21 protein-coding genes and 1 other RNA gene are annotated in these 17,973 nt (G+C 34.5%); 4 read left to right on the forward strand and 18 right to left on the reverse strand.

Going from position 1 to position 17,973, the window contains the following annotated elements:
- Positions 1–14: 14 nt before the first annotated feature.
- From C6H08_RS00375 to C6H08_RS12220, 4 genes are all read right to left on the reverse strand, one after another.
- On the reverse strand, positions 15–785 hold the full coding sequence (locus tag C6H08_RS00375) for an MnmC family methyltransferase (protein WP_034580125.1): 771 nt from the start codon (positions 783–785) through the stop codon (positions 15–17).
- A 76-nt stretch (positions 786–861) separates the two neighbouring features.
- An RNA gene (gene ffs, locus C6H08_RS00380) (signal recognition particle sRNA small type) lies at positions 862–959 on the reverse strand.
- A 49-nt stretch (positions 960–1,008) separates the two neighbouring features.
- Positions 1,009–2,118 carry an alanine dehydrogenase gene (ald, locus tag C6H08_RS00385; protein ID WP_034580124.1) on the reverse strand — a complete coding sequence of 370 codons (1,110 nt, stop codon included), beginning with the start codon at positions 2,116–2,118 and terminating at the stop codon, positions 1,009–1,011.
- A gap of 317 nt (positions 2,119–2,435) precedes the next feature.
- Positions 2,436–2,561, reverse strand: a complete 126-nt coding sequence (locus tag C6H08_RS12220) for a hypothetical protein (protein ID WP_267892845.1) — start codon at positions 2,559–2,561, stop codon at positions 2,436–2,438.
- A 665-nt stretch (positions 2,562–3,226) separates the two neighbouring features.
- Between C6H08_RS12220 and C6H08_RS12385 the strand changes: the two genes are divergently transcribed.
- Positions 3,227–3,361 (forward strand): hypothetical protein, encoded by a 135-nt coding sequence (locus C6H08_RS12385; protein ID WP_324761504.1) that lies wholly within the window; start codon positions 3,227–3,229, stop codon positions 3,359–3,361.
- 479 nt (positions 3,362–3,840) lie between these two features.
- Here C6H08_RS12385 and C6H08_RS00400 read toward each other — a convergent pair whose 3' ends face one another.
- Positions 3,841–4,188 carry a hypothetical protein gene (locus C6H08_RS00400; RefSeq protein WP_138154533.1) on the reverse strand — a complete coding sequence of 116 codons (348 nt, stop codon included), beginning with the start codon at positions 4,186–4,188 and terminating at the stop codon, positions 3,841–3,843.
- A gap of 496 nt (positions 4,189–4,684) precedes the next feature.
- Positions 4,685–6,976: a dynamin family protein gene (locus C6H08_RS00410; protein WP_034580227.1), complete on the reverse strand. Its 2,292-nt coding sequence runs from the start codon at positions 6,974–6,976 to the stop codon at positions 4,685–4,687.
- Between the two features lie 261 nt (positions 6,977–7,237).
- On the opposite strand from C6H08_RS00410, the gene aroB reads away from it, so the two are divergent.
- Entirely contained in the window at positions 7,238–8,272 is a 1,035-nt protein-coding gene (gene aroB, locus C6H08_RS00415) for a 3-dehydroquinate synthase (RefSeq protein WP_034563613.1), read from the forward strand.
- Positions 8,259–9,908 (forward strand): mechanosensitive ion channel domain-containing protein, encoded by a 1,650-nt coding sequence (locus C6H08_RS00420; protein WP_034563611.1) that lies wholly within the window; start codon positions 8,259–8,261, stop codon positions 9,906–9,908. The genes aroB and C6H08_RS00420 overlap by 14 nt, the downstream gene beginning before the upstream one ends.
- A gap of 168 nt (positions 9,909–10,076) precedes the next feature.
- Here the strand turns inward: C6H08_RS00420 and C6H08_RS00425 are convergent, their stop codons facing one another.
- From C6H08_RS00425 to C6H08_RS00465, 12 genes are all read right to left on the reverse strand, one after another.
- Positions 10,077–11,252 carry a sigma-54-dependent transcriptional regulator gene (locus tag C6H08_RS00425; RefSeq protein ID WP_034580228.1) on the reverse strand — a complete coding sequence of 392 codons (1,176 nt, stop codon included), beginning with the start codon at positions 11,250–11,252 and terminating at the stop codon, positions 10,077–10,079.
- A 9-nt stretch (positions 11,253–11,261) separates the two neighbouring features.
- Positions 11,262–12,086 carry a hypothetical protein gene (locus C6H08_RS00430; protein WP_034563609.1) on the reverse strand — a complete coding sequence of 275 codons (825 nt, stop codon included), beginning with the start codon at positions 12,084–12,086 and terminating at the stop codon, positions 11,262–11,264.
- Positions 12,087–12,509: 423 nt separating this feature from the next.
- Complete coding sequence (locus tag C6H08_RS11145; protein ID WP_158656777.1) at positions 12,510–12,662, reverse strand: hypothetical protein; 153 nt, start codon at positions 12,660–12,662, stop codon at positions 12,510–12,512.
- 33 nt (positions 12,663–12,695) lie between these two features.
- Complete coding sequence (locus C6H08_RS11150) at positions 12,696–12,860, reverse strand: hypothetical protein (RefSeq protein ID WP_158656778.1); 165 nt, start codon at positions 12,858–12,860, stop codon at positions 12,696–12,698.
- A gap of 117 nt (positions 12,861–12,977) precedes the next feature.
- The gene (locus C6H08_RS00435) at positions 12,978–13,562 is read right to left on the reverse strand and encodes a toxin-antitoxin system YwqK family antitoxin (RefSeq protein ID WP_034580229.1); all 585 of its coding nucleotides are present in this window, start codon (positions 13,560–13,562) and stop codon (positions 12,978–12,980) included.
- A gap of 117 nt (positions 13,563–13,679) precedes the next feature.
- Positions 13,680–14,264 carry a toxin-antitoxin system YwqK family antitoxin gene (locus C6H08_RS00440; RefSeq protein WP_034563606.1) on the reverse strand — a complete coding sequence of 195 codons (585 nt, stop codon included), beginning with the start codon at positions 14,262–14,264 and terminating at the stop codon, positions 13,680–13,682.
- A gap of 206 nt (positions 14,265–14,470) precedes the next feature.
- Positions 14,471–15,400, reverse strand: coding sequence for a tRNA (adenosine(37)-N6)-dimethylallyltransferase MiaA (gene miaA / locus C6H08_RS00445; protein ID WP_034580230.1), 930 nt, complete (start codon positions 15,398–15,400; stop codon positions 14,471–14,473).
- Positions 15,401–15,450: 50 nt separating this feature from the next.
- Entirely contained in the window at positions 15,451–15,825 is a 375-nt protein-coding gene (locus C6H08_RS00450) for a transcriptional regulator (RefSeq protein WP_034563601.1), read from the reverse strand.
- 60 nt (positions 15,826–15,885) lie between these two features.
- Positions 15,886–16,425, reverse strand: a complete 540-nt coding sequence (locus tag C6H08_RS00455) for a YceI family protein (RefSeq protein ID WP_052092793.1) — start codon at positions 16,423–16,425, stop codon at positions 15,886–15,888.
- Positions 16,425–16,877 carry a MarR family winged helix-turn-helix transcriptional regulator gene (locus tag C6H08_RS00460; protein WP_034563599.1) on the reverse strand — a complete coding sequence of 151 codons (453 nt, stop codon included), beginning with the start codon at positions 16,875–16,877 and terminating at the stop codon, positions 16,425–16,427. The genes C6H08_RS00455 and C6H08_RS00460 overlap by 1 nt, the downstream gene beginning before the upstream one ends.
- Before the next feature lie 270 nt (positions 16,878–17,147).
- The gene (locus tag C6H08_RS12225) at positions 17,148–17,273 is read right to left on the reverse strand and encodes a hypothetical protein (protein ID WP_267892846.1); all 126 of its coding nucleotides are present in this window, start codon (positions 17,271–17,273) and stop codon (positions 17,148–17,150) included.
- A gap of 1 nt (position 17,274) precedes the next feature.
- Positions 17,275–17,736 carry an SLC5/6 family protein gene (locus C6H08_RS00465; RefSeq protein ID WP_233708395.1) on the reverse strand — a complete coding sequence of 154 codons (462 nt, stop codon included), beginning with the start codon at positions 17,734–17,736 and terminating at the stop codon, positions 17,275–17,277.
- A 17-nt stretch (positions 17,737–17,753) separates the two neighbouring features.
- Here C6H08_RS00465 and C6H08_RS11630 point away from each other — a divergent pair.
- A partial coding sequence (locus tag C6H08_RS11630) for a hypothetical protein (RefSeq protein ID WP_233708396.1) occupies positions 17,754–17,973 on the forward strand: 220 nt, incomplete at its 3' end.

Here is a 17,973-nt window from a genome sequence, read left to right on the forward strand (position 1 = left end):
ATATCCTTTAGAATCTATTTATAAAACACGCTACCCCATACATATTTTAGCGTCTTAAATCCTGCTTTTTGTGCTGCTTCAAGCACAGATCGTGCCTTTGCATAAGTTGTGATAATGCATGGGGTTTTTGTAATGTTATAGAGTGTTTGAAAATATTTTGCATCCCATAGCTCTTTATTATGGGCTTGACTAAAAGCATCCTGAAATACAATATCAAAAAAGCCTGTGTTAAAGCTTGAAAGATAAGCAAGAGCATCACCATGTAAATAATAAAGTGTTTGCGTGTCATTTTGATAGAGTGAATGTGTATGAAGTGCGTGTAGGATTGTTTTGCTTTGCGGGATATTATGATATGGAAAATTATAAAGTTCTTGCAAGAAATAGTCTTTTTCTGGCGAGTAAATCTCGCATGTTTGAAAGTATTTTAAACTAAGCATAGCATTATAACCAAGTCCAAAGCAAATATCTAGTATGCGTAATGGGCGAGTGAGATTCTGTGTTTGTATAGATTCTGTAAGGGTTTTTAGAATGTGTTGCAGTGGAGTTAAATCTGTGTTGATTTTATAGTATTTTTGTATGGAATCCACTTGTGTTAAAAAGGATTTTCTTGTGTTTTCATCACAAAAACTACCATATTGCTGAAAGAATAATGCGGGATAAATATGCTTTAATAGCGTCTCAGTATAAGCCCCAAGACTTTTTGAATGATAGCTTTGCTTATAAGTGGCGTTATAGACACTAAAGCTTTTATCTACGCCCTGAATTATATTATTATAAATTGCCATAAGTTAGAATCCGAGTTTAACATAAGTTAAATTTCAAGTTTTAAACTAGAAGTTTGAATACGGAGTAAAGAAACCCTTCCAGCCAGGGACCAATGGCACACAAACATTGCAAGTGCTCTGCTATGTTCCCATCCTGAAGCGTTGCTCACAATGCCTATTGCATAGGGCTAACCAGAAAGGCGATCGCCATTGTATCTCATTTTATTTTAAAACATGCTTAAAATTAGCACAATGCATCTTTTGCATCAGTATATGCGATACCAAAGGCATCACTCACGCCTTTATAAGTGCATTTACCATTATAGGTATTAAGCCCTTCTAAGATTCCATTGTCTTTTAATGCTGCTTCTTTTACACCTAGCTTTGCTATGCTTAAACCAAAGTTAAGCGTAGAATCTGTTAGGGCTAAAGTCGCAGTTTTTGCCACAGACCCGGGCATATTTGCTACGCAATAATGTAATATCCCATCGACATCAAACACGGGATCATTATGAGTTGTAGGCTTTGAAGTCTCAAAACAACCGCCTTGATCGATTGCTACATCTGTAAGGATTGCTCCTGTTTTCATACATTGTAAATCATCTTTTTTCACAAGTTTTGGTGCTTTTGCACCCGGTATTAATACTGCACCAATCACCGCATCAGAATCTGCGATACTAGCAAGTAAATTAGCACGAGAGCTAAAAAGTGTATGAATACGCATATTAAACATTTGATCCACATACGCAAGTCTAGCGGTATCAATATCAAGTATCGTTACATCTGCACCAATTCCCACTGCAAGTTGTGCTGCATTTAATCCTACTACACCAGCACCAATAATTGTGATTTTACCCTTTGGAGTCCCCGGAATCCCACTTAGAAGCACTCCATTACCACCAAAAGTTTTTTGGATATACTTCGCAGATTCTAGCACCGCAAGTCGCCCAGCAATAGAACTCATAGGGGCTAAACAAGGCAATACATTACGCACTTTAATCGTCTCATACGCCACTGCATTAATCTTTTTTTCAAGTAGCATATCTGTTAGTTTTCTATCAGCCGCTAAATGCAAATAAGTAAAAAGAATCTGCCCTGCTTTGAAATAGCTATATTCACTCTCAATAGGCTCTTTCACCTTTACAATCATATCGCTTTGTTTAAATAATGTTTCTTTATCAACGATTGTAGCACCAGCCCTGTGGTATTCCTCATCACTAAAGCCAATCGCACTTCCAGCGTCATGCTCGATAAGGACTTTATGTCCAGATTCTTTATATTCATGCACATTTGATGGCGTTAAACCAACGCGATATTCATGCACTTTAATTTCCTTTGGACAGCCAATGACCATAATGTCTCCTTAAAAAAGTATATATGTTGTATCCCTATCGCAGCACTTTGTAAATATATGCTTTGTCAATATAGGGCTACTTTAGAGAATATAAGTCATCATAATAAACAAATACAATATAGACTATAAATTGAATGAATAAATAATTATATGTTACATTATGTAAAAAATATAGTCTTGCGGATATGTATTTTTATATCATTTTGAAACATAATTTGTAATTGCAAAATTTACCTTTAGAATCTACACGACAAAGATTTTTGCAAAGCCATTTAGATTCTCAATAAAAAGTGTGCTCTGCAATATTAAGATCGAAACTAGCTTAGGATAGAATGCGGGACAATAAACCCCTGCGATTCTAAACTCTCCCATGCGTAAAAAGAAGTCAAACGCAACCTATTTGATATTTGTATAATATTTATCAAGGTTCTCAAGAATTTCATTGAGTAGCTTTTTTTATCTTGCATAAAAATGTGCGAAACTTGCTAGATTCTAGGCCCTTTGCACCCATAAAAGTGCTTTTCTTATCTTTTCAAAGCGTTATCATACAATAAAACTCAAAGAAAATGTTATAGAAAAAACGCAAGGAAACTTATGGGGTTATAAATAACAGCTTATAAAAGAACATGGCGCATTAAAAGAGCAATGCAAAAAATATCAACTCCCATTTATTGAAATACAAGAAGATTGTGAGTGTGAATGTAGGGGGTGGTTGTAAGCATAAGTGCGAAGTAAATGCAGATTCTCAAAATATGTTGCAAGCTAAGGTTGGATTCGTGGAGACAATGATCTACCAGATACACGCTCATCAAAAGCAAAGATTATTTTCTATACTACGACGAGTTTTTAAAAGATTAATCATGTAAATATTTTTTTGACTAAATACACTTTGAAATAGCCTTGGCGTAATATCCCTTTTTTAAATAGTAATTTCTAACATTTTGCATTGTAGCAAGTGTTAGATCTAAAGACTTCTTGATATACTATTCAAAGCTGTTTTAATATAAAAGGAAAACAATGCAATATATCACTCTAAAATAATGGCGTAAAGATACCTGGCATTGGGCTTGGGACTTATGGACTTTGTGGGCAAAAGAGCATAGAGATAATACAAAATGCCTTGCATATTGGATACAGACTCTTTGATACTGCACAAATGTATGAGAATGAAAAGGAAGTGCTGCTACCATTTTTTATCTCTAATATTTCTCTTAAAATATTATATTTTTCACGCTCTAAGTGAGCGTTCAAAACAAAACCTTGATGGATTTCTAGCAATAGTGTAATGGTCGAATGTTGTTTGATAAGCAACAACCCAAAAAGTTTTGCTTCAATATCAAAGAATACATATAGTTTGATATTGTTGTGAATATAGCCAAAAGCTATGATCAAGCCCCTTCTCTTTCATATTGTTGTATAAAACTATCAGTCCATTCATTGCATTGTTTAATCCTTAAAATTGTTGCGATTGTTTCAATCTCTCAACAAGATTTACCACTTGTGTATATGGGCTTTGTTTTTGCGTCTTATTGTGTTGATTGATGGCTTTAGCGTGTTTTATGGCAGTGTCTAAATGTTCTTGTATTATTTTTGAAAATTATAGTCGCCTTTCTTATAATTTGGGGCATTTTGCTTAAATTCGTTACTATTTTGGAGTGCTTTGCAAGGGCTTTTTTCTCCAAAAGGCTTATTTATTTTGTAAAGTGTAGCAAAATCCAAAATTCAAAGCAGAGCAGAATCTTGCCTACTAGATTCTATAAAAGCGCAATAATCATTATAATCAAAGGGTATTACCCCCCCCCCCCCGCTAGAATCTAGTTTATGTGTATAATAAGCTAAGATTTTTTGCAAATGCTTTTGCTCTAAGTTTTTCATAAAAGATTCCATAAATTCATAGTGTGGATTACCTTTAGAATCTATGGGAAGCATAATTGTTAAAGAATCCGCATTTTGCTGTCTAAATTGTTTTCCATAAGAAAATTTACTTTTCTGTTTATTAATACACGCAACAAGGAACAATTTCACACACAATGATAATTTCTCATTAATAAAAAAAATAAATATTGTCATCTCCTGTGGCTTCATAGGAATGATAAAAAGCATTACCAAACATATCAATGGAAATAAAATCTTTATATTTTTTCATAGCTTCATTGCCGATAAATGAAGCAACACCATTATCCGCTTCTCCTGCTGTAAGAAAAAAGGGGAGGGGATTGGATACTAATATTGGGCTATTGGTCTCAGAGCGTAATTTTTTAGATTCTAAATGTCAATGCCAAGTGTGCACCGCATTTGCATGGGTTTGACGAGGTTTAGAATGCCGATTCTGTGAAATCTAGTATCCCAAACATGACAACTTAAGATATTCACTTATGTTAAATCGCAAGAAGTTATCTTATAACCTAAGCCAAAACAATTATATACTTAATGGCAACAAAATTGTAAAAAATTAAAATCTATTTAACATCTTTTGTATCGATAAGATGCTGTGGGACACTTGAAGAAATTTTTACACCGCATTGGCAGTGGGTATTTATAAAAGATTCTAAACTTACCCTAATAACTATTTCAATGCTTGTGTGATATAGGCAAGCTCTTCTGCGATATGCGTGAGTTCTGTTTGCTTTGTCTGCATAGCATCTCGCATTTCTTGTGTATAGTTTTGCTTTCTTTTTTCTAGTGTATCTTGTAATATAGAATCTTTTTCTGTGATTTGTGTTTGTATAATCTCTTCTTGGGCTTGCAGTATCTGTGAAAAATATTCTAAAAATTTTGTTTCTACTTCTTTGTTTTTTTCCATAAGGATTTGTGTGAAAAGATTAAAAGATTCGTTAAAAATCTCTTGTAGTTTAATTGATAGTTCATTCTCTTTTCCCTTACCACAGCTACTAATAGCTTTAGGGATAGAATCTTTTAGTGTTGCAACACTCTTTGAGATTTGCTCTTTTGGTGCGTGAAAGCTAACTTTTGGCTGCTTTATATCGGTGTTTTCATCAAGTAATATTTGAGTGATTTTTTTAGCAAGTTTATATTTAAAATCCCTGCTTACATCGCTAAAACAATCGCTAAGTCCAGATTCTAGAATCTCTTCTATCCGTTTAGAATCTACCTGTGTGCCTTTTGTATAGCTATATGTCGCTTCATCAAAGATTCTAGTTTGCAGTCTTTCTTGCTCCCTTTTTAGGCTTTTTTGCATACTATTTTGCAATACGCTTAGAAACTCTTGCATTTCATCTTGTTTTGTTTTTAACTCTTTCTTTTTAGAATCTAGCTGTAAAGATAGCTTGTTTTGCTCATTTTTTAGATTTGCAATCATCTCTTCTAGCTCGTTTTCAGAGGCATTTAAAAGGCTAGATTCCACACGCATTTCTTCCCTGCATTGCTCTATTGTCTTTAAAAAGCCACGATAAGCAAGGTATAAAATATCTTTTTGCTTCATACTATTTTCACCAAGTAGCATTTTGTCTAAATACTCTTCAACCGCTAAAATCCCCGTTTTTTCAAGTGAAAAGCCTTGCTTTAATGCCTCTTCTTCTCTGTTTGTCTTATGCAAAAGGGCTAAAAAACTTGCAACAGGGATAAAGTCAATTCGCTCAATTATAGAATCTATATCGCCGCTATATTCTGCTTTTTTGAGTTGAGTGGCTAGGCTTGTCTTTGTGTATTCAAGCGATTGGGCTAACTCTTTTTCACCGATTAAATCAATGCGTGTCAGCACGACAAGTAGCCTTGAGATATTTTGTTCTAAAAGAGATTCTAAAATGAAATCAATATCAATTTGGGTTGCTACACAACTTGCATTCATGACATGGATAAGCAAATCACATTGTGTGATATAGTCTTTTGTGATTTCTTCTCGTTTTGTTATGGGGTCATCAAGCCCGGGTGTATCCACGATTTCAACGCCATTTTGCAAAAATTTTAGCGGGGTAAAAAGGGCTACTTCTTTCACTAGATTGCATAGTTTGCTTTCATGATTTGCGGAAGTGTAAGTGCTTAGTTTATCAAGTGTTATGCTTTCACTCTTTGTGGTATCTGCTATGTAGCTACTAAGTCTATCGCCAAAGATTCTCTCACTCTCAAGCACAAAGCTTTGCAAACTCTTATCATACTGCCCTGCTTTTTTAAGCTCCTCCCATTCGTTTGTATTCCAAAAAAACACTTCTGCAGATTCTGTATCTTTGTATTTTAGAATCGTTAGATTTGCTGTCTCTGGGATTGTCGAGCTGCCTAGTATTTCTTTGCCTAATAAGGCGTTTAGAAATGTGCTTTTACCTGCACTCAATACGCCTGTGATGCCTATTGAGAATTTATGATTTTGTGCGTTTGTATAGATTGTATTTAGGGTATTGTAGTATTTATCATGGAGTTTTAACTCATGTAGTCGTTTTAGAATCTGTGAAAGCTCAATAGAGAGTGTTTTGAGGTTTAGAATCTTATGTTCTTCTTTTACCTGCTGTGCTTGGAATGCACTTTGCGTGCAAAAGTTTGCAAGGCTTCTTGCGTGTTGATTTGTGATTAATTCTGCTGCATTTAGTCGCAGGATATGTGCTTTTAAATGCTTTAACTCCGCTGCATTTACAACGCTTAAAAGTGCGTATTGTAGTAACTTTATAGATTCTATATCGAGTTTATATTGTGGCATACATTGTGTGTAAATGGATTGGAAAGTCTCGCTTTTTTCATAGAGATTGATATTTGTGCTATGTGTTGATAGGATTAGGGCTTGAAGTTTTGGTGGTAGAGAGAGTAGGGTATCTTTTTGTGTGTCTATTAGATTTTTTAGTGTATCTGCTAGATTGTTTGGAATCTTTTCTTGATAGATGAGTTGGGAAAAATGCGATACAATCTCCATATTGATCCTTTAATATTCTATGAGTTGCCAATTAGATAGAATCTAAAAGTTAGCATTATATCAAAACTTAATGATTTAAAACTAGATTCCATAACTTTATGGGGCATAACGCACAGCTATAAAACAAAATTCACATAATGTATAAAATCGAAACAAAATATCATCATAAGGATAATTTTTAAACACTATCATTTTATTTTAAGCTACAATATAAGACAAAACTATTCTTCACAATGATATGCGGAGGTTAATGCAATACCTATGAAAAAAAACATTATAGTAAATACGGGATCACAAAAATACCCCGTTACATTAGGCAAATTATCATCATTAAAATTTGAAGATAAAAATATACTTCTTATCACTTCAAAAAATTTAGAGCATCTGTATTTAGAATATGTGTTATCCATCATAAAAGCTAAAAGTGTGAATGTTTGTATTATCGATGATGGTGAGACACATAAGAATATGCAAACAATAGATAAGATTCTAGAATCTGCTTTTTCGCATAAACTGCATAGAAATGCTTTAATGATAGCACTTGGTGGTGGTGTGATTACAGATATGGTGGGCTTTGCTAGTGGGATATTTCAAAGAGGGATTGATTTTATTAGCATTCCTACTACTTTGCTTGCTATGGTTGATGCAAGTGTGGGTGGTAAATGTGGGGTAAATAATAAATATGGTAAAAACTTAATCGGCTTATTTCATCAGCCAAAACAAGTATTTGTTGATACTATATTTTTACGCACACTGCCAGAGAGGGAGTTTTTAGCGGGTGTAGCAGAGATTATAAAGATTTTTGCGTGTTTTGAGTATGCTTTATTGCAAGATTTCAATATGCGTGATATTGAGTTTTATATCCAAAGAAGCATAGAGTTAAAAGCTAGTGTTGTAACACAAGATGAAAAAGAGAAGCATGGATTAAGGGCGTTGCTAAATTATGGGCACACTTTTGGTCATGCCATAGAATTAGAGAGTGAATATAGTGAGTTTTTGCATGGGGAGGCAGTTAGCATGGGGATTGTCATGGCAAATAGGCTTTCAGTTAAGCTTGGTATATTGTCAAGTGGGCTTAGCGATTTTATCCATGATTTACTTAAAAGAGTGGGACTACCCACGCAGTATAAAATAAAAGATATAGATACTTTTTATAATGCGTTTTTCTATGATAAAAAAAGTCTTGATTCTAAACTCCATTTTGTTTTACTTGAATCAAAAGAGGCTATCAAAGCAGATATTCATAATGATATAGACAAACAAATTCTCTATGAGGTATTGCATGAGTTTGCATAGCGTAAGGATTGTGTATTTTATATTTTTTATCTTGTGTGGTCTAAACGCTTTTGCGACGCAGGCAGATTCCATACTAACACAAGATTCTATTGAATCTAAAAATTTTGTAACAACAAAAAATACTACATTACAATCTTACATAGAGCAGTTAAAACAGCTTGATATGGCATTGCATAAAACAGAGAGTATATGGCTGAAAAGATATGAAAATTTTAAAAGCTATCACGATATTTCAAATGAAATAACAGATCTTGAGAAAGAAGCCCTATTAGCCCCACTTGAAGCACAAAAGACGCATAGACTAGTTACACTAAAAAAGCAGCAAAATCTCTTAGAGCAATATCGCACAAAGCCCTTTGGAGAATTGCTTGATAAACCCATGCTTGAGGCCGCACCAACACTTACAAATCCGTTTGAAATCTTTAGCGCATTCTCCTACATTAAACACATATCAAGCATAAAGGCAAATATGCAACACAATCAACAAGATTTAGATAAACTACTCACTATAATAGACAAAAAAAGCACAATCCTAAATGAAATCACACAAAACACAAAAATAAGCAATACAGAAAAAAAGCCCTATAAAGATGCACTAGCAATCACACAGGAACAGAATCTCGAGTTGCAGAGTGCAAGAAATATCCTTGAAACAACAATAGATGTATTCAACAAAGACGCCGATGAAATCGAAGCAAACCTAGAATATCAAATCAAAAATCAGATTCTAAAACTCATCTACATTGGCATTGGAATCTTACTTAGCATAGTTATAGCCTTTTTCCTAAAACTCATCGCAAAACGCTATATAGAACACCATGAAAGAGCCTATACTACAAGCAAGGTTATAAATGTCTTTAACATTACGATTATTTTTCTCATTTTGCTATTTGCATATATCGATAATGCGACTTATGCGGTGGCAATGGTAGGTTTTGCTTCTGCTGGTGTGGCTATCGCCATGAAAGACATGTTTATGAGCACACTTGGCTGGCTTGTGATTGTCGTTGGGGGTAGCATACATGTTGGCGATAGAATCAGAGTAAAGAAAGAAAATGAAGTATTCATCGGTGATGTGCTAGATATATCTATGCTTCGCATTACAATCTATGATGATATTACACAAACTTCATATAGGGAAAATCATCGTGCAGGACGACTTATCTTTATCCCAAATAACTACATTTTTACAAACCTAATCTCAAATTACACTTATGGGGATTTGAAAAATATATGGGATAGTGTGTCTGTGTGTATCACTTTTGATTCTAATATCACAAAGGCAAAAAAGATAGCCCTTGAAGTCGCAAGCACACATGCAAAGCTTTATACAGAACAAACAAGAAGTCAAATGCAAAGAATGCGAGATAGATTCGCCCTAGCTCACTCTGCATTAAATGTCGATCCACGCGTATTTAACTTTGTAAAAGAAAATGGTATGGATATTTCTGTATGGTTTCAAAACTACGCCTATGGCACACTGAAACTAAAAAGTGTAATAGCCCAAGAAATAGTAGAAAAATTTTTAAATGAAGATGATATTCATATTGCCTATCCTATTACACGCATTGTGTATGACAAAGCAAATGGCTTGGGAGAAGCACAGGATACTTTGCCTAGGTTTAATCCGCATTAACAGAAAGTGATTCGGGTGCATTGAAAGTAGAGATAAAATCTCCAATATTTATACTCTACACTACAGAATCTAGTTCCAATATCATAAAAAACAAGTTCTTTGGAATTTTGTAGGCGTGATATGTATTTAAAACATTTATCTACAAAAAAGCAGGGCAATAAAATAAAATTAGTTAAACAATCCCTTTTCTCGTTCATCAAGGTATAAATCATTTGCTTCTATAATATCGCCCTCGCTTAGAATACATGATCTCTCAACGACACTTAAAAGCTCTCGTATGTTACCCGGCCAAGTGTATGCTAACATTTTTTCTTGTGCGTCTTTACTAAAAGTCTTTTGCTGAAAGCCATAATGCGTGCAAACCTCTTCTACATGGCTTAGGGCAAGTGGCAGAATCTCTTCTGCGCGTTCCCTTAATGGTGGGATCTTAATAGGCACGGTTTGTAGTCTAAAGAAAAGATCTTCTCTAAACTCTTGATTTGCGATTTTTTCTTGTATGTTTGCGTTTGTAGCAGCAATAAATCTCACATCAATTTTTATGGGCTTTGCACTGCCTAATCGCATGATTTCTCTCTCTTGCAAGGCTCGTAGTAGCTTTGCTTGTAATCCCATAGGCATTTCACCGATTTCATCTAAAAATATGCTTCCACCTTGTGCAGATTCTAAAAGTCCTGGCTTCGGGGTTGTAGCGTCTGTAAATGCACCTTTTTCATAGCCAAAGAGTTCAGATTCTAAAAGATTTTCTGGTATGGCAGCCATGTTTAATGCTAGAAATGGTGCGTCTTTACGCTTTGAGTTTTCATGGATAAAACGCGCAAAGACTTCTTTGCCCACACCGCTTGCACCAAGTAGCAGCACACTTGCATCAGTTGGGGCGGCACGGAGGGCTAGTGTCTTTGCTTCTTCTAGCTTTTTTGAGCTTGATTTAAAAAGCTTTTCTTTGCTTAGAATCTTTTTTGTGCTTTGTGATGTTTGCTTATGATTTTTATTAAATTCTACTAACTTTTTTGTGCGATATATGGCTTCAAGTAATTCTTGCGGTTCAAATGGCTTTTGAAAAAAGTCTTTTACGCCAAGACGGATAGATTCTATAGCTTTATTAAGCGTAGCATTGCCTGTAATGACAATGGCTTCATATCGCCCATTTAATTTACTTAGAAACTCTAATCCATCCATTTGAGGCATATTAATGTCTGTGATGACTAGCTCAAAGCTATCATCAAGGGATTTTAGCGCATCTTTTGGGTTTTTAAAGCTTACGATATTTAGGTCTTTGTAATCTGAAAAAAAGAATTCAAGGCTTTTTCGCATATTAATATCATCTTCGACAATGGCTATTTTCATGACTTTCCTTTAATGTTTTCTATGTGGTGGATTAAATACCTGCAAGGTTAAAATGCCACCATGAAAATCCACAAGCACATAGGAACGCACTTTTGTGAGTGTTTTGGTGCGAGATTCTAGATTTAGGGCGGTATTCATATCATCAAGGTGTGCTTGGTTTAGCATAAGGCATTCTAACACTTCCGTTTTGTATTCTTGTAGCAAATTATACAATAAATATTGTGTTTGTTTTCTCACACTTGCTTGCATTTCTGCTTTTGTGTAGTGATTGTAATGCGTGAGTGTGAGAGAGTGTTCTTTTGTATTTATCTCGCAAGTTTTTGCAGGACTCTTTTGATTTAGCCTTAATGAATGCAGTGGCACAGAGATTTTGTAGTCCTCGCCATAAGGTATTTCATCAATGATTTTGAAGAAATACTGCATGATAAATTCATATTGCTCTGTTGTCGCTATACTATCTTTATCTATGCCATATTCTGGCTTAATCTTTAGTGTGCTATCTTTTTGTATCTCTTTTTGTGCTTCTCTTTGCTTGTAGTAGATAAGGTCTGTTTCTGCGGGATTGCCGCGATATTCCTTACGCATTAAATCCATTTGGTCTTGCTGCATTTTGAGTAGGCTTGGGTCTTTTGGTAATTGTGTTTCTTTCAGGCTATCTGCTGGTAGTGAGTTGTATATAGAATCTTGTGTGTTTAATGTCTCCAAATTTAATATCTCTGGGCTAGATATATTTTGTGTGAGTGTGTTTGTGTCTGCGTGAAGTGGGATATAAAAGCAAAAAAAATAAATTATGATATAAGTATGTATAGAACATATCTTGCTGCATGAACGCATAATGTTGCCTTATTATGTATATTAAGATTTATATATGAAGTTTTAATTATAGCAAAGCTTATGTATATTTGCTATCTCTTATTATCTCTTTGTGGATTAGGCAAAGAGATTGAGAGAGATTAAGATTTAAATATAGTAATATAGAATCTAGTGTGATGAAAAGTGATGAGATTCTATAATAACCAAGCTTTAAAGATATGTAGTTATGAATAGATTGCATAGATTTGAGAAGATTAAATCACTTTATATTGTTTGATATTATTCTTTTATAATTTTCTGGTTTTGTAAAATGAGCTTAGTTGTAGTAAAAAATCTTTTATTATTAAAAGACAAAAAATGACAAGTCAATAATCTTTGCTATATGCTAAATAGCTAAGAGATTATAAGATATAGCTATAAAGGCAATAATGCGATATGAGGATATCAGGGCTTTTCACAGATTTTTTTAATAGTGCGATTTAGTCCATCATAATCTTTTTTTTCTAAATTATGTAAATGTGCGTTGCTAAAAGCCTTTCCATCGCCACATTTGCCACTTATTATTTTTTCATTTTTATAGGTAGAGGCTGCAATCAAGTCGCCACTTTCATAATATATTTTTTCTATACCCTATTTTTTACCATTTTTATATGGTGTTTCTATCCAACCATCTTCATAATATCCTTTTTCTACACAACCACTTATTTTGTCTGTTTCATTTTTGCATTCTTTTAATGTCTCTGCATGTAAAATAGAAAATGAGAGAAAACCTATCAATACACTTTTTAGTAACATAACTGCCCCTTTAAACTTAAGATAAAGATTCTGTATTTTATAAAAATTCTTTTAGATTAAAGCCTTAAATATTCTAAGATTAGAATCTAGGAAGTGTTAAGACTTTAAAATCATAAATTATTTAGAATCGCTTTTAAGGCATATTTCTTTTAAATAGATAATTGCTCTTTCGATGCTGCCGTCTCTACGCATCTCTTTTAATTCTTTGTCTGTTAAGACTTTATCATTAAAGCATTTACCGCTTATAAACTTATGATTCTCTGCTTTAATTAAGGCTAATAGCTTTTTATCTTCTGTGTAGAGTTTCATGTCCCCATTTACGCCATTGTTGTTAAATGGTGTTTCTGCTTTTAGATTTCCATTTTCATAATACTCTTTTATTATACCTTCTATTTTGCCATTTTTATATGGTGTTTCTGATTCTAGATTCCCATTCCTATAATACCACTTTGTCATACCTTCTCTTTCATCATTTTTAAATGGTATTTCTGCACTAATATTCCCATTCTCATAATACCACTTTTCTATGCCTTCTATTTTGCCATTTTTATATGGTGTATCTACCCAAAATTTTCCATTGTCATGATATTCTCTCTCTACACAACCACTTATTCTATCCGCTTCATTTTTACACTCTTTTAGCATATCTGCATGTAAAATAGAAAATGATAGAAATCCTATCAATACACTTTTTAGTAACATAACCGCCCTTTTAAATTGAGATAAAGATTCTGTATTTTACAAAAATTCTTTTAGATTAAAGCCTAAAAGATTCTAAGATTAGAATCTAGGAAGTGTTAAAAGCTTTGAAATCAAGGGTTATTTAGAATCGCTTTTAAGGCATATTTCTTTTAAATAGTTAATTGGTTCTTCAATGCTTTTGAGTCCACTAAGATCGTCTATTTCTTTGTCTGTTAAGACTTTATCATCAAAGCATTTGCCACTTATAATCTTGCCATTCTCGCCTTTAACTAAGGCTAGTAGTTTTCCATCTTCTGTGTAGAATCTCGTATCCCCATGCAACTTATCATTTAGAACTTTTACTTCTGCTTGTAAGCTGCCATTCTCATAATACTCTTTTAATATGCCCTCTATTTTGTCATTTTTAAGTGGTGCTTCCCGCCTAAGAAGCCCATTTTCATAATAGCCTTTGAGCATACCCTCTGCTTCCCCATTTTTATATGGCATTTCCAGTGCTAGATTCCCATTCTCATAATACCGTTTTTCTATGCCTTCTTTTTTGCCATTTTTATATGGTGTTTCTATCCAAAGATTCACACTTGAATTATACTTTTTTTCTACACAACCGCTTATTTTATCACTCTCGCTTTTACATTCTTTTAGTGTATCTGCATGTAAGATAGAAAACGATAGAAAACCTATAAACACACTTTTTAGTAACATAACCGCCCTTTTAAATTGAGATAAAGATTCTGTATTTTACAAAAACTCTTTTAGATTAAAGCCTAAAAGATTCTAAGATGAGAATCTAGCCTTGTTGAAATCGCTATAAATTACGATAAAGACATTTTATCTTTTCAATGGCTTAATATAGATTCTAAGACTTGATACATTAAATCTTATAAAACAATTAAGTTTTCATACAAAAATCAATCAATAGGCTTTATCTTTTCTAACATAGTATCTGCTATTGCTTGGAGATTAAAGGGATAGTGAATCTGTGTTATATTGCTAAATTGTGTGCGATTAAAGGTGGTTTGCCTTTTTGCAAGTTGCCTTGTATGCAGGGCAATTAGATTTTTTAACTCACATTCTTTCATCTCATTATGCAAAAGCATAAGGCATTCTCTCAGTCCTATGGATTTAAAGGGCTGGATTGTGTCGCCATAAGATTCTAAAAGGTTTTTCGCCTCATCTAGAATGCCACTTTCAATCATGTTTTGCGTTCGTATCTCTATGTTTTTATGTAATATATCTTTTGGCACGATAAGGCTATAAATGTCTATTGGCAGAGAAAATGGCACTGGCGGATTTTGTATGAAAAATTGAGTTGGCGGCATATTTGTTTGAAAGAAAATCTCTAATGCCTTTGTGATTCTATAAGTATCATTGCTATTAATCTTTGCAGCATAGGTAGAATCAATGCTTTTTAGGAAGCCATATTGTGTGCTTAGGGGCTGATTAGTTAGGGCTAGAAATTCTGCCTTTTTCATATCGCTTTTAAATGTATCAAGCGGGCTTAAGCCTTGTATGATTGCCTTAAGATAAAAGCTACTGCCACCGACTATTAAGAGATTTTTTTGCTCTTTTTTGCATTGCTCTATGCTTTCGTGCAAAAGAGATAAAAACAAACTCGCTGATACATGCTCTTTAGGGGATAAGACATTGATGGCAAAGTGCTTGACTAGTGAGAGTTCATCGCTTGTAGGCTTGGCTGATGCGATGTCAATCTCTTTATAAATACAGAGTGAATCTAGTGAAAATATATAGGCATTTAATAGTGGGGTAAGCTTTAAAGACAAGGCACTTTTACCACTGCAAGTAGCCCCCAAAATAGCAAATATTCTTGGATAATCCATAATAAACCTTTAGTAATATAGAAAACTATAAGATAAAATCGCTAATATTTCTATGCTTTAGAATCTTTATCGCATAAAATCGGGGTAAGAGTTGCAATAATCTCTTGTAATAATTCCTTAGAATCTATATCAATCATATACCATTCCTTTGCACCCGGATAAGGCTTTGCTTTTTGAGAGTGTGCTAAAAGAGATTCTAAAAGCTTATATTGTTTTACAAATACACACTCATCACAAAGCAGGAAAAGTGCTTTGGGCTTTTGCATAGTTTTAGAATCTTGTATATATACGCAGTATTCCCCAAACATTTTTCTCGCACTAAAAGTGTAAGATTCTATTTTGCCCTTAGAATCTTCGCTTAAACTAGCCATATACTCGCATAAACGCTCTAGCACATAGTCTTTATACTCTTTTGAAGTCGCCATATTTGCCCCTTAATTTTGCTAGGTAGATTCTAGCATTTTTTAGCAAAGGGCGTTTGGCTACTACTGCCACTGCGTTTGTAAAATAATCTTTACTTCATCGCTATTAAGAAATGAGCCTTTTATCCCATAGTCCTTAATATTAATCTTGCCTGTGAGTATCAAGCGTGGGTTTTGGCTTGAAGGGCCTTCAAGGCTAGATTCTAGCACAAGCGGCAAACTTACATTATGCAGAGTGAGTGTGCCTTTGACTTTGCCTTTGATTGTATCACCACTATCGCTTAAAGGCTCATAGGAGTGCAGGATAAACTTACTTTTTGGGAACTTTGCAGAATCTAGGAAGTCATCTTCTTGCAAATGCTTATCGCGTTTAGTGCTATCTGTAAAGATAGATTCTATTCGCACTTCTCCGCTAAGTGCGGTAATGTGCTTGTCTGTAAGTGTGAGTTTGCCGCTAAAATCCTTGAAATACCCTTTGATTGTTTTGACACCAAATTTTTTGACTTCAAAGCCAATGTAGCTTTGGGGGCTAAGTGTAAAATCCTTGCCAAAACATAGACTTAAAAAACTAAGGCTTAATGCCATTAAAATAAACTTTTTCATTATTTTTGCTCCTTTTCTATCTGTGTTTCTAATCCTGTGAAAGCCTTGTATAGTAGGGCTTGAAGCGTGCTAATCTCATCTGTGCTAAGGTAAGGGGATAGCAAATCTGTATGCACATCTAGCATCATTTGGTAGGTTTGCCTAGCACATTCCCTGCCTTTTTGTGTGAGTGTGATGAGATTCTCACGGCGGTTGTTTGGATTTTGTTTGCGTTTTACAAGCTTGGCAGATTCTAGCTCATCAATATGCAAACGCACATAGTTTTTATCGCTTTGGATAAAGCTACATAGACTTACTTGCGTGTGTGGCTCATCATAGCACACCCATAGAATCCCAGCCTTTTTGTGGCTTAGCCCAAGCGGTAAAACTCGCCTGTCAAACTCCCTAGAGAGATACTCTCGAAGTCCTGTGGCAAGGAAACCAATGCAGTTGTAAATGTCATATTGCGGCATTATTGCTCCTTTCAATATAATTTTTAAGGATAGTAATTTTTAGTTACTATCCTTAAAAATGAATTATAATCATCATTTGGTAAATGAGTGGAAAAAGATTGTGAAAAATGTAGAAAAATAAGTGGGCGATAGAGTGAGAGTTTCTTAAAATGCAGTGATTTGGTGGGATTTATGATGATATGTGAATAAAGTTACTTTATGAGATTTGTGAATTTAAAATGAGTTTGGGCTTAGATTCCACAGCGGGATAGGAATCTAAGCAATTTAGCCCTAAAGCCCCATACTCTCAATGATAGATTTTACCGCATCTTCGCCCATAAAAAATTCTGCGATTTTTGCTAAAAGAATGATGATAGTAATAAGTGGCGTGATATAACGCATAGGGTAATACCACACATTAAAGCCAAGATTCCCAAAAAAAGTGAGAAGTATAAGATTCTAGCTTTTCTTTTGGCACGACCCAACCGATAAAAATCACCGCCAAAAGCCCACCGATAGACATAAGAAAGTTTGCTGAAAGAAACTTAATAATATCCATAAGCGACTTTCTGCCAACAGCCAAATAATCCGCCGCAGGTGTGCAAATAGAGCAGACAATCACCATTCCAAGAGCGATGATAGCAAGTGTAATGCTCCAAGTCGCCTTCGCCCTGCTCCAGCCATAAGTCTCACTCATATACATTACAGCAGGTTCAAGCAGTGAGATAGTAGAAGTGATCCCAGCAAAGCTAAAGGCGATAAGGAACAAAAAGGCGATGATGTTACCTAAGATTCCAAGATGAGAGAACATCACAGGCAGGGTTACAAAGATAAGCCCAGCCCCCTTATTGACAACGCCCTCATACTCAAACCAAACCAAGCTTTGCTACAAACTTAATGAAACAAGATACACAAGGCTTAATCCCTTATAACAGAGCACAAGACACTAAGCTATTAGCATATAATGAAACAAAGCTATTAGAGTATAAAGAGACACTGCATGCCTTGCAAAAGCTAGACAAAAGCTTTAAAGACTTTATGAGTATGCCTTTTAGCATTATTGTAGATTCTAAAGGCAATGCACTGCCCCTAACTTCACAGGCTATAAAAAACTTTA

The organism is Helicobacter bilis, assembly GCF_900198365.1.
In the GTDB taxonomy this organism is placed as follows: Bacteria; Campylobacterota; Campylobacteria; order Campylobacterales; family Helicobacteraceae; genus Helicobacter_A; species Helicobacter_A bilis_B.

Coding starts and splice junctions, on each gene's coding strand:
- C6H08_RS00375 (WP_034580125.1), bottom strand. CDS start 785: ATGGCAATTTATAATAATATAATTCAGGGCGTAGATAAAAGCTTTAGT.
- ald (WP_034580124.1), bottom strand. CDS start 2,118: ATGGTCATTGGCTGTCCAAAGGAAATTAAAGTGCATGAATATCGCGTT.
- C6H08_RS12220 (WP_267892845.1), bottom strand. CDS start 2,561: ATGAAATTCTTGAGAACCTTGATAAATATTATACAAATATCAAATAGG.
- C6H08_RS00400 (WP_138154533.1), bottom strand. CDS start 4,188: ATGACAATATTTATTTTTTTTATTAATGAGAAATTATCATTGTGTGTG.
- C6H08_RS00410 (WP_034580227.1), bottom strand. CDS start 6,976: ATGGAGATTGTATCGCATTTTTCCCAACTCATCTATCAAGAAAAGATT.
- aroB (WP_034563613.1), top strand. CDS start 7,238: ATGAAAAAAAACATTATAGTAAATACGGGATCACAAAAATACCCCGTT.
- C6H08_RS00420 (WP_034563611.1), top strand. CDS start 8,259: ATGAGTTTGCATAGCGTAAGGATTGTGTATTTTATATTTTTTATCTTG.
- C6H08_RS00425 (WP_034580228.1), bottom strand. CDS start 11,252: ATGAAAATAGCCATTGTCGAAGATGATATTAATATGCGAAAAAGCCTT.
- C6H08_RS00430 (WP_034563609.1), bottom strand. CDS start 12,086: ATGCGTTCATGCAGCAAGATATGTTCTATACATACTTATATCATAATT.
- C6H08_RS11150 (WP_158656778.1), bottom strand. CDS start 12,860: ATGTTACTAAAAAGTGTATTGATAGGTTTTCTCTCATTTTCTATTTTA.
- C6H08_RS00435 (WP_034580229.1), bottom strand. CDS start 13,562: ATGTTACTAAAAAGTGTATTGATAGGATTTCTATCATTTTCTATTTTA.
- C6H08_RS00440 (WP_034563606.1), bottom strand. CDS start 14,264: ATGTTACTAAAAAGTGTGTTTATAGGTTTTCTATCGTTTTCTATCTTA.
- miaA (WP_034580230.1), bottom strand. CDS start 15,400: ATGGATTATCCAAGAATATTTGCTATTTTGGGGGCTACTTGCAGTGGT.
- C6H08_RS00450 (WP_034563601.1), bottom strand. CDS start 15,825: ATGGCGACTTCAAAAGAGTATAAAGACTATGTGCTAGAGCGTTTATGC.
- C6H08_RS00455 (WP_052092793.1), bottom strand. CDS start 16,425: ATGAAAAAGTTTATTTTAATGGCATTAAGCCTTAGTTTTTTAAGTCTA.
- C6H08_RS00460 (WP_034563599.1), bottom strand. CDS start 16,877: ATGCCGCAATATGACATTTACAACTGCATTGGTTTCCTTGCCACAGGA.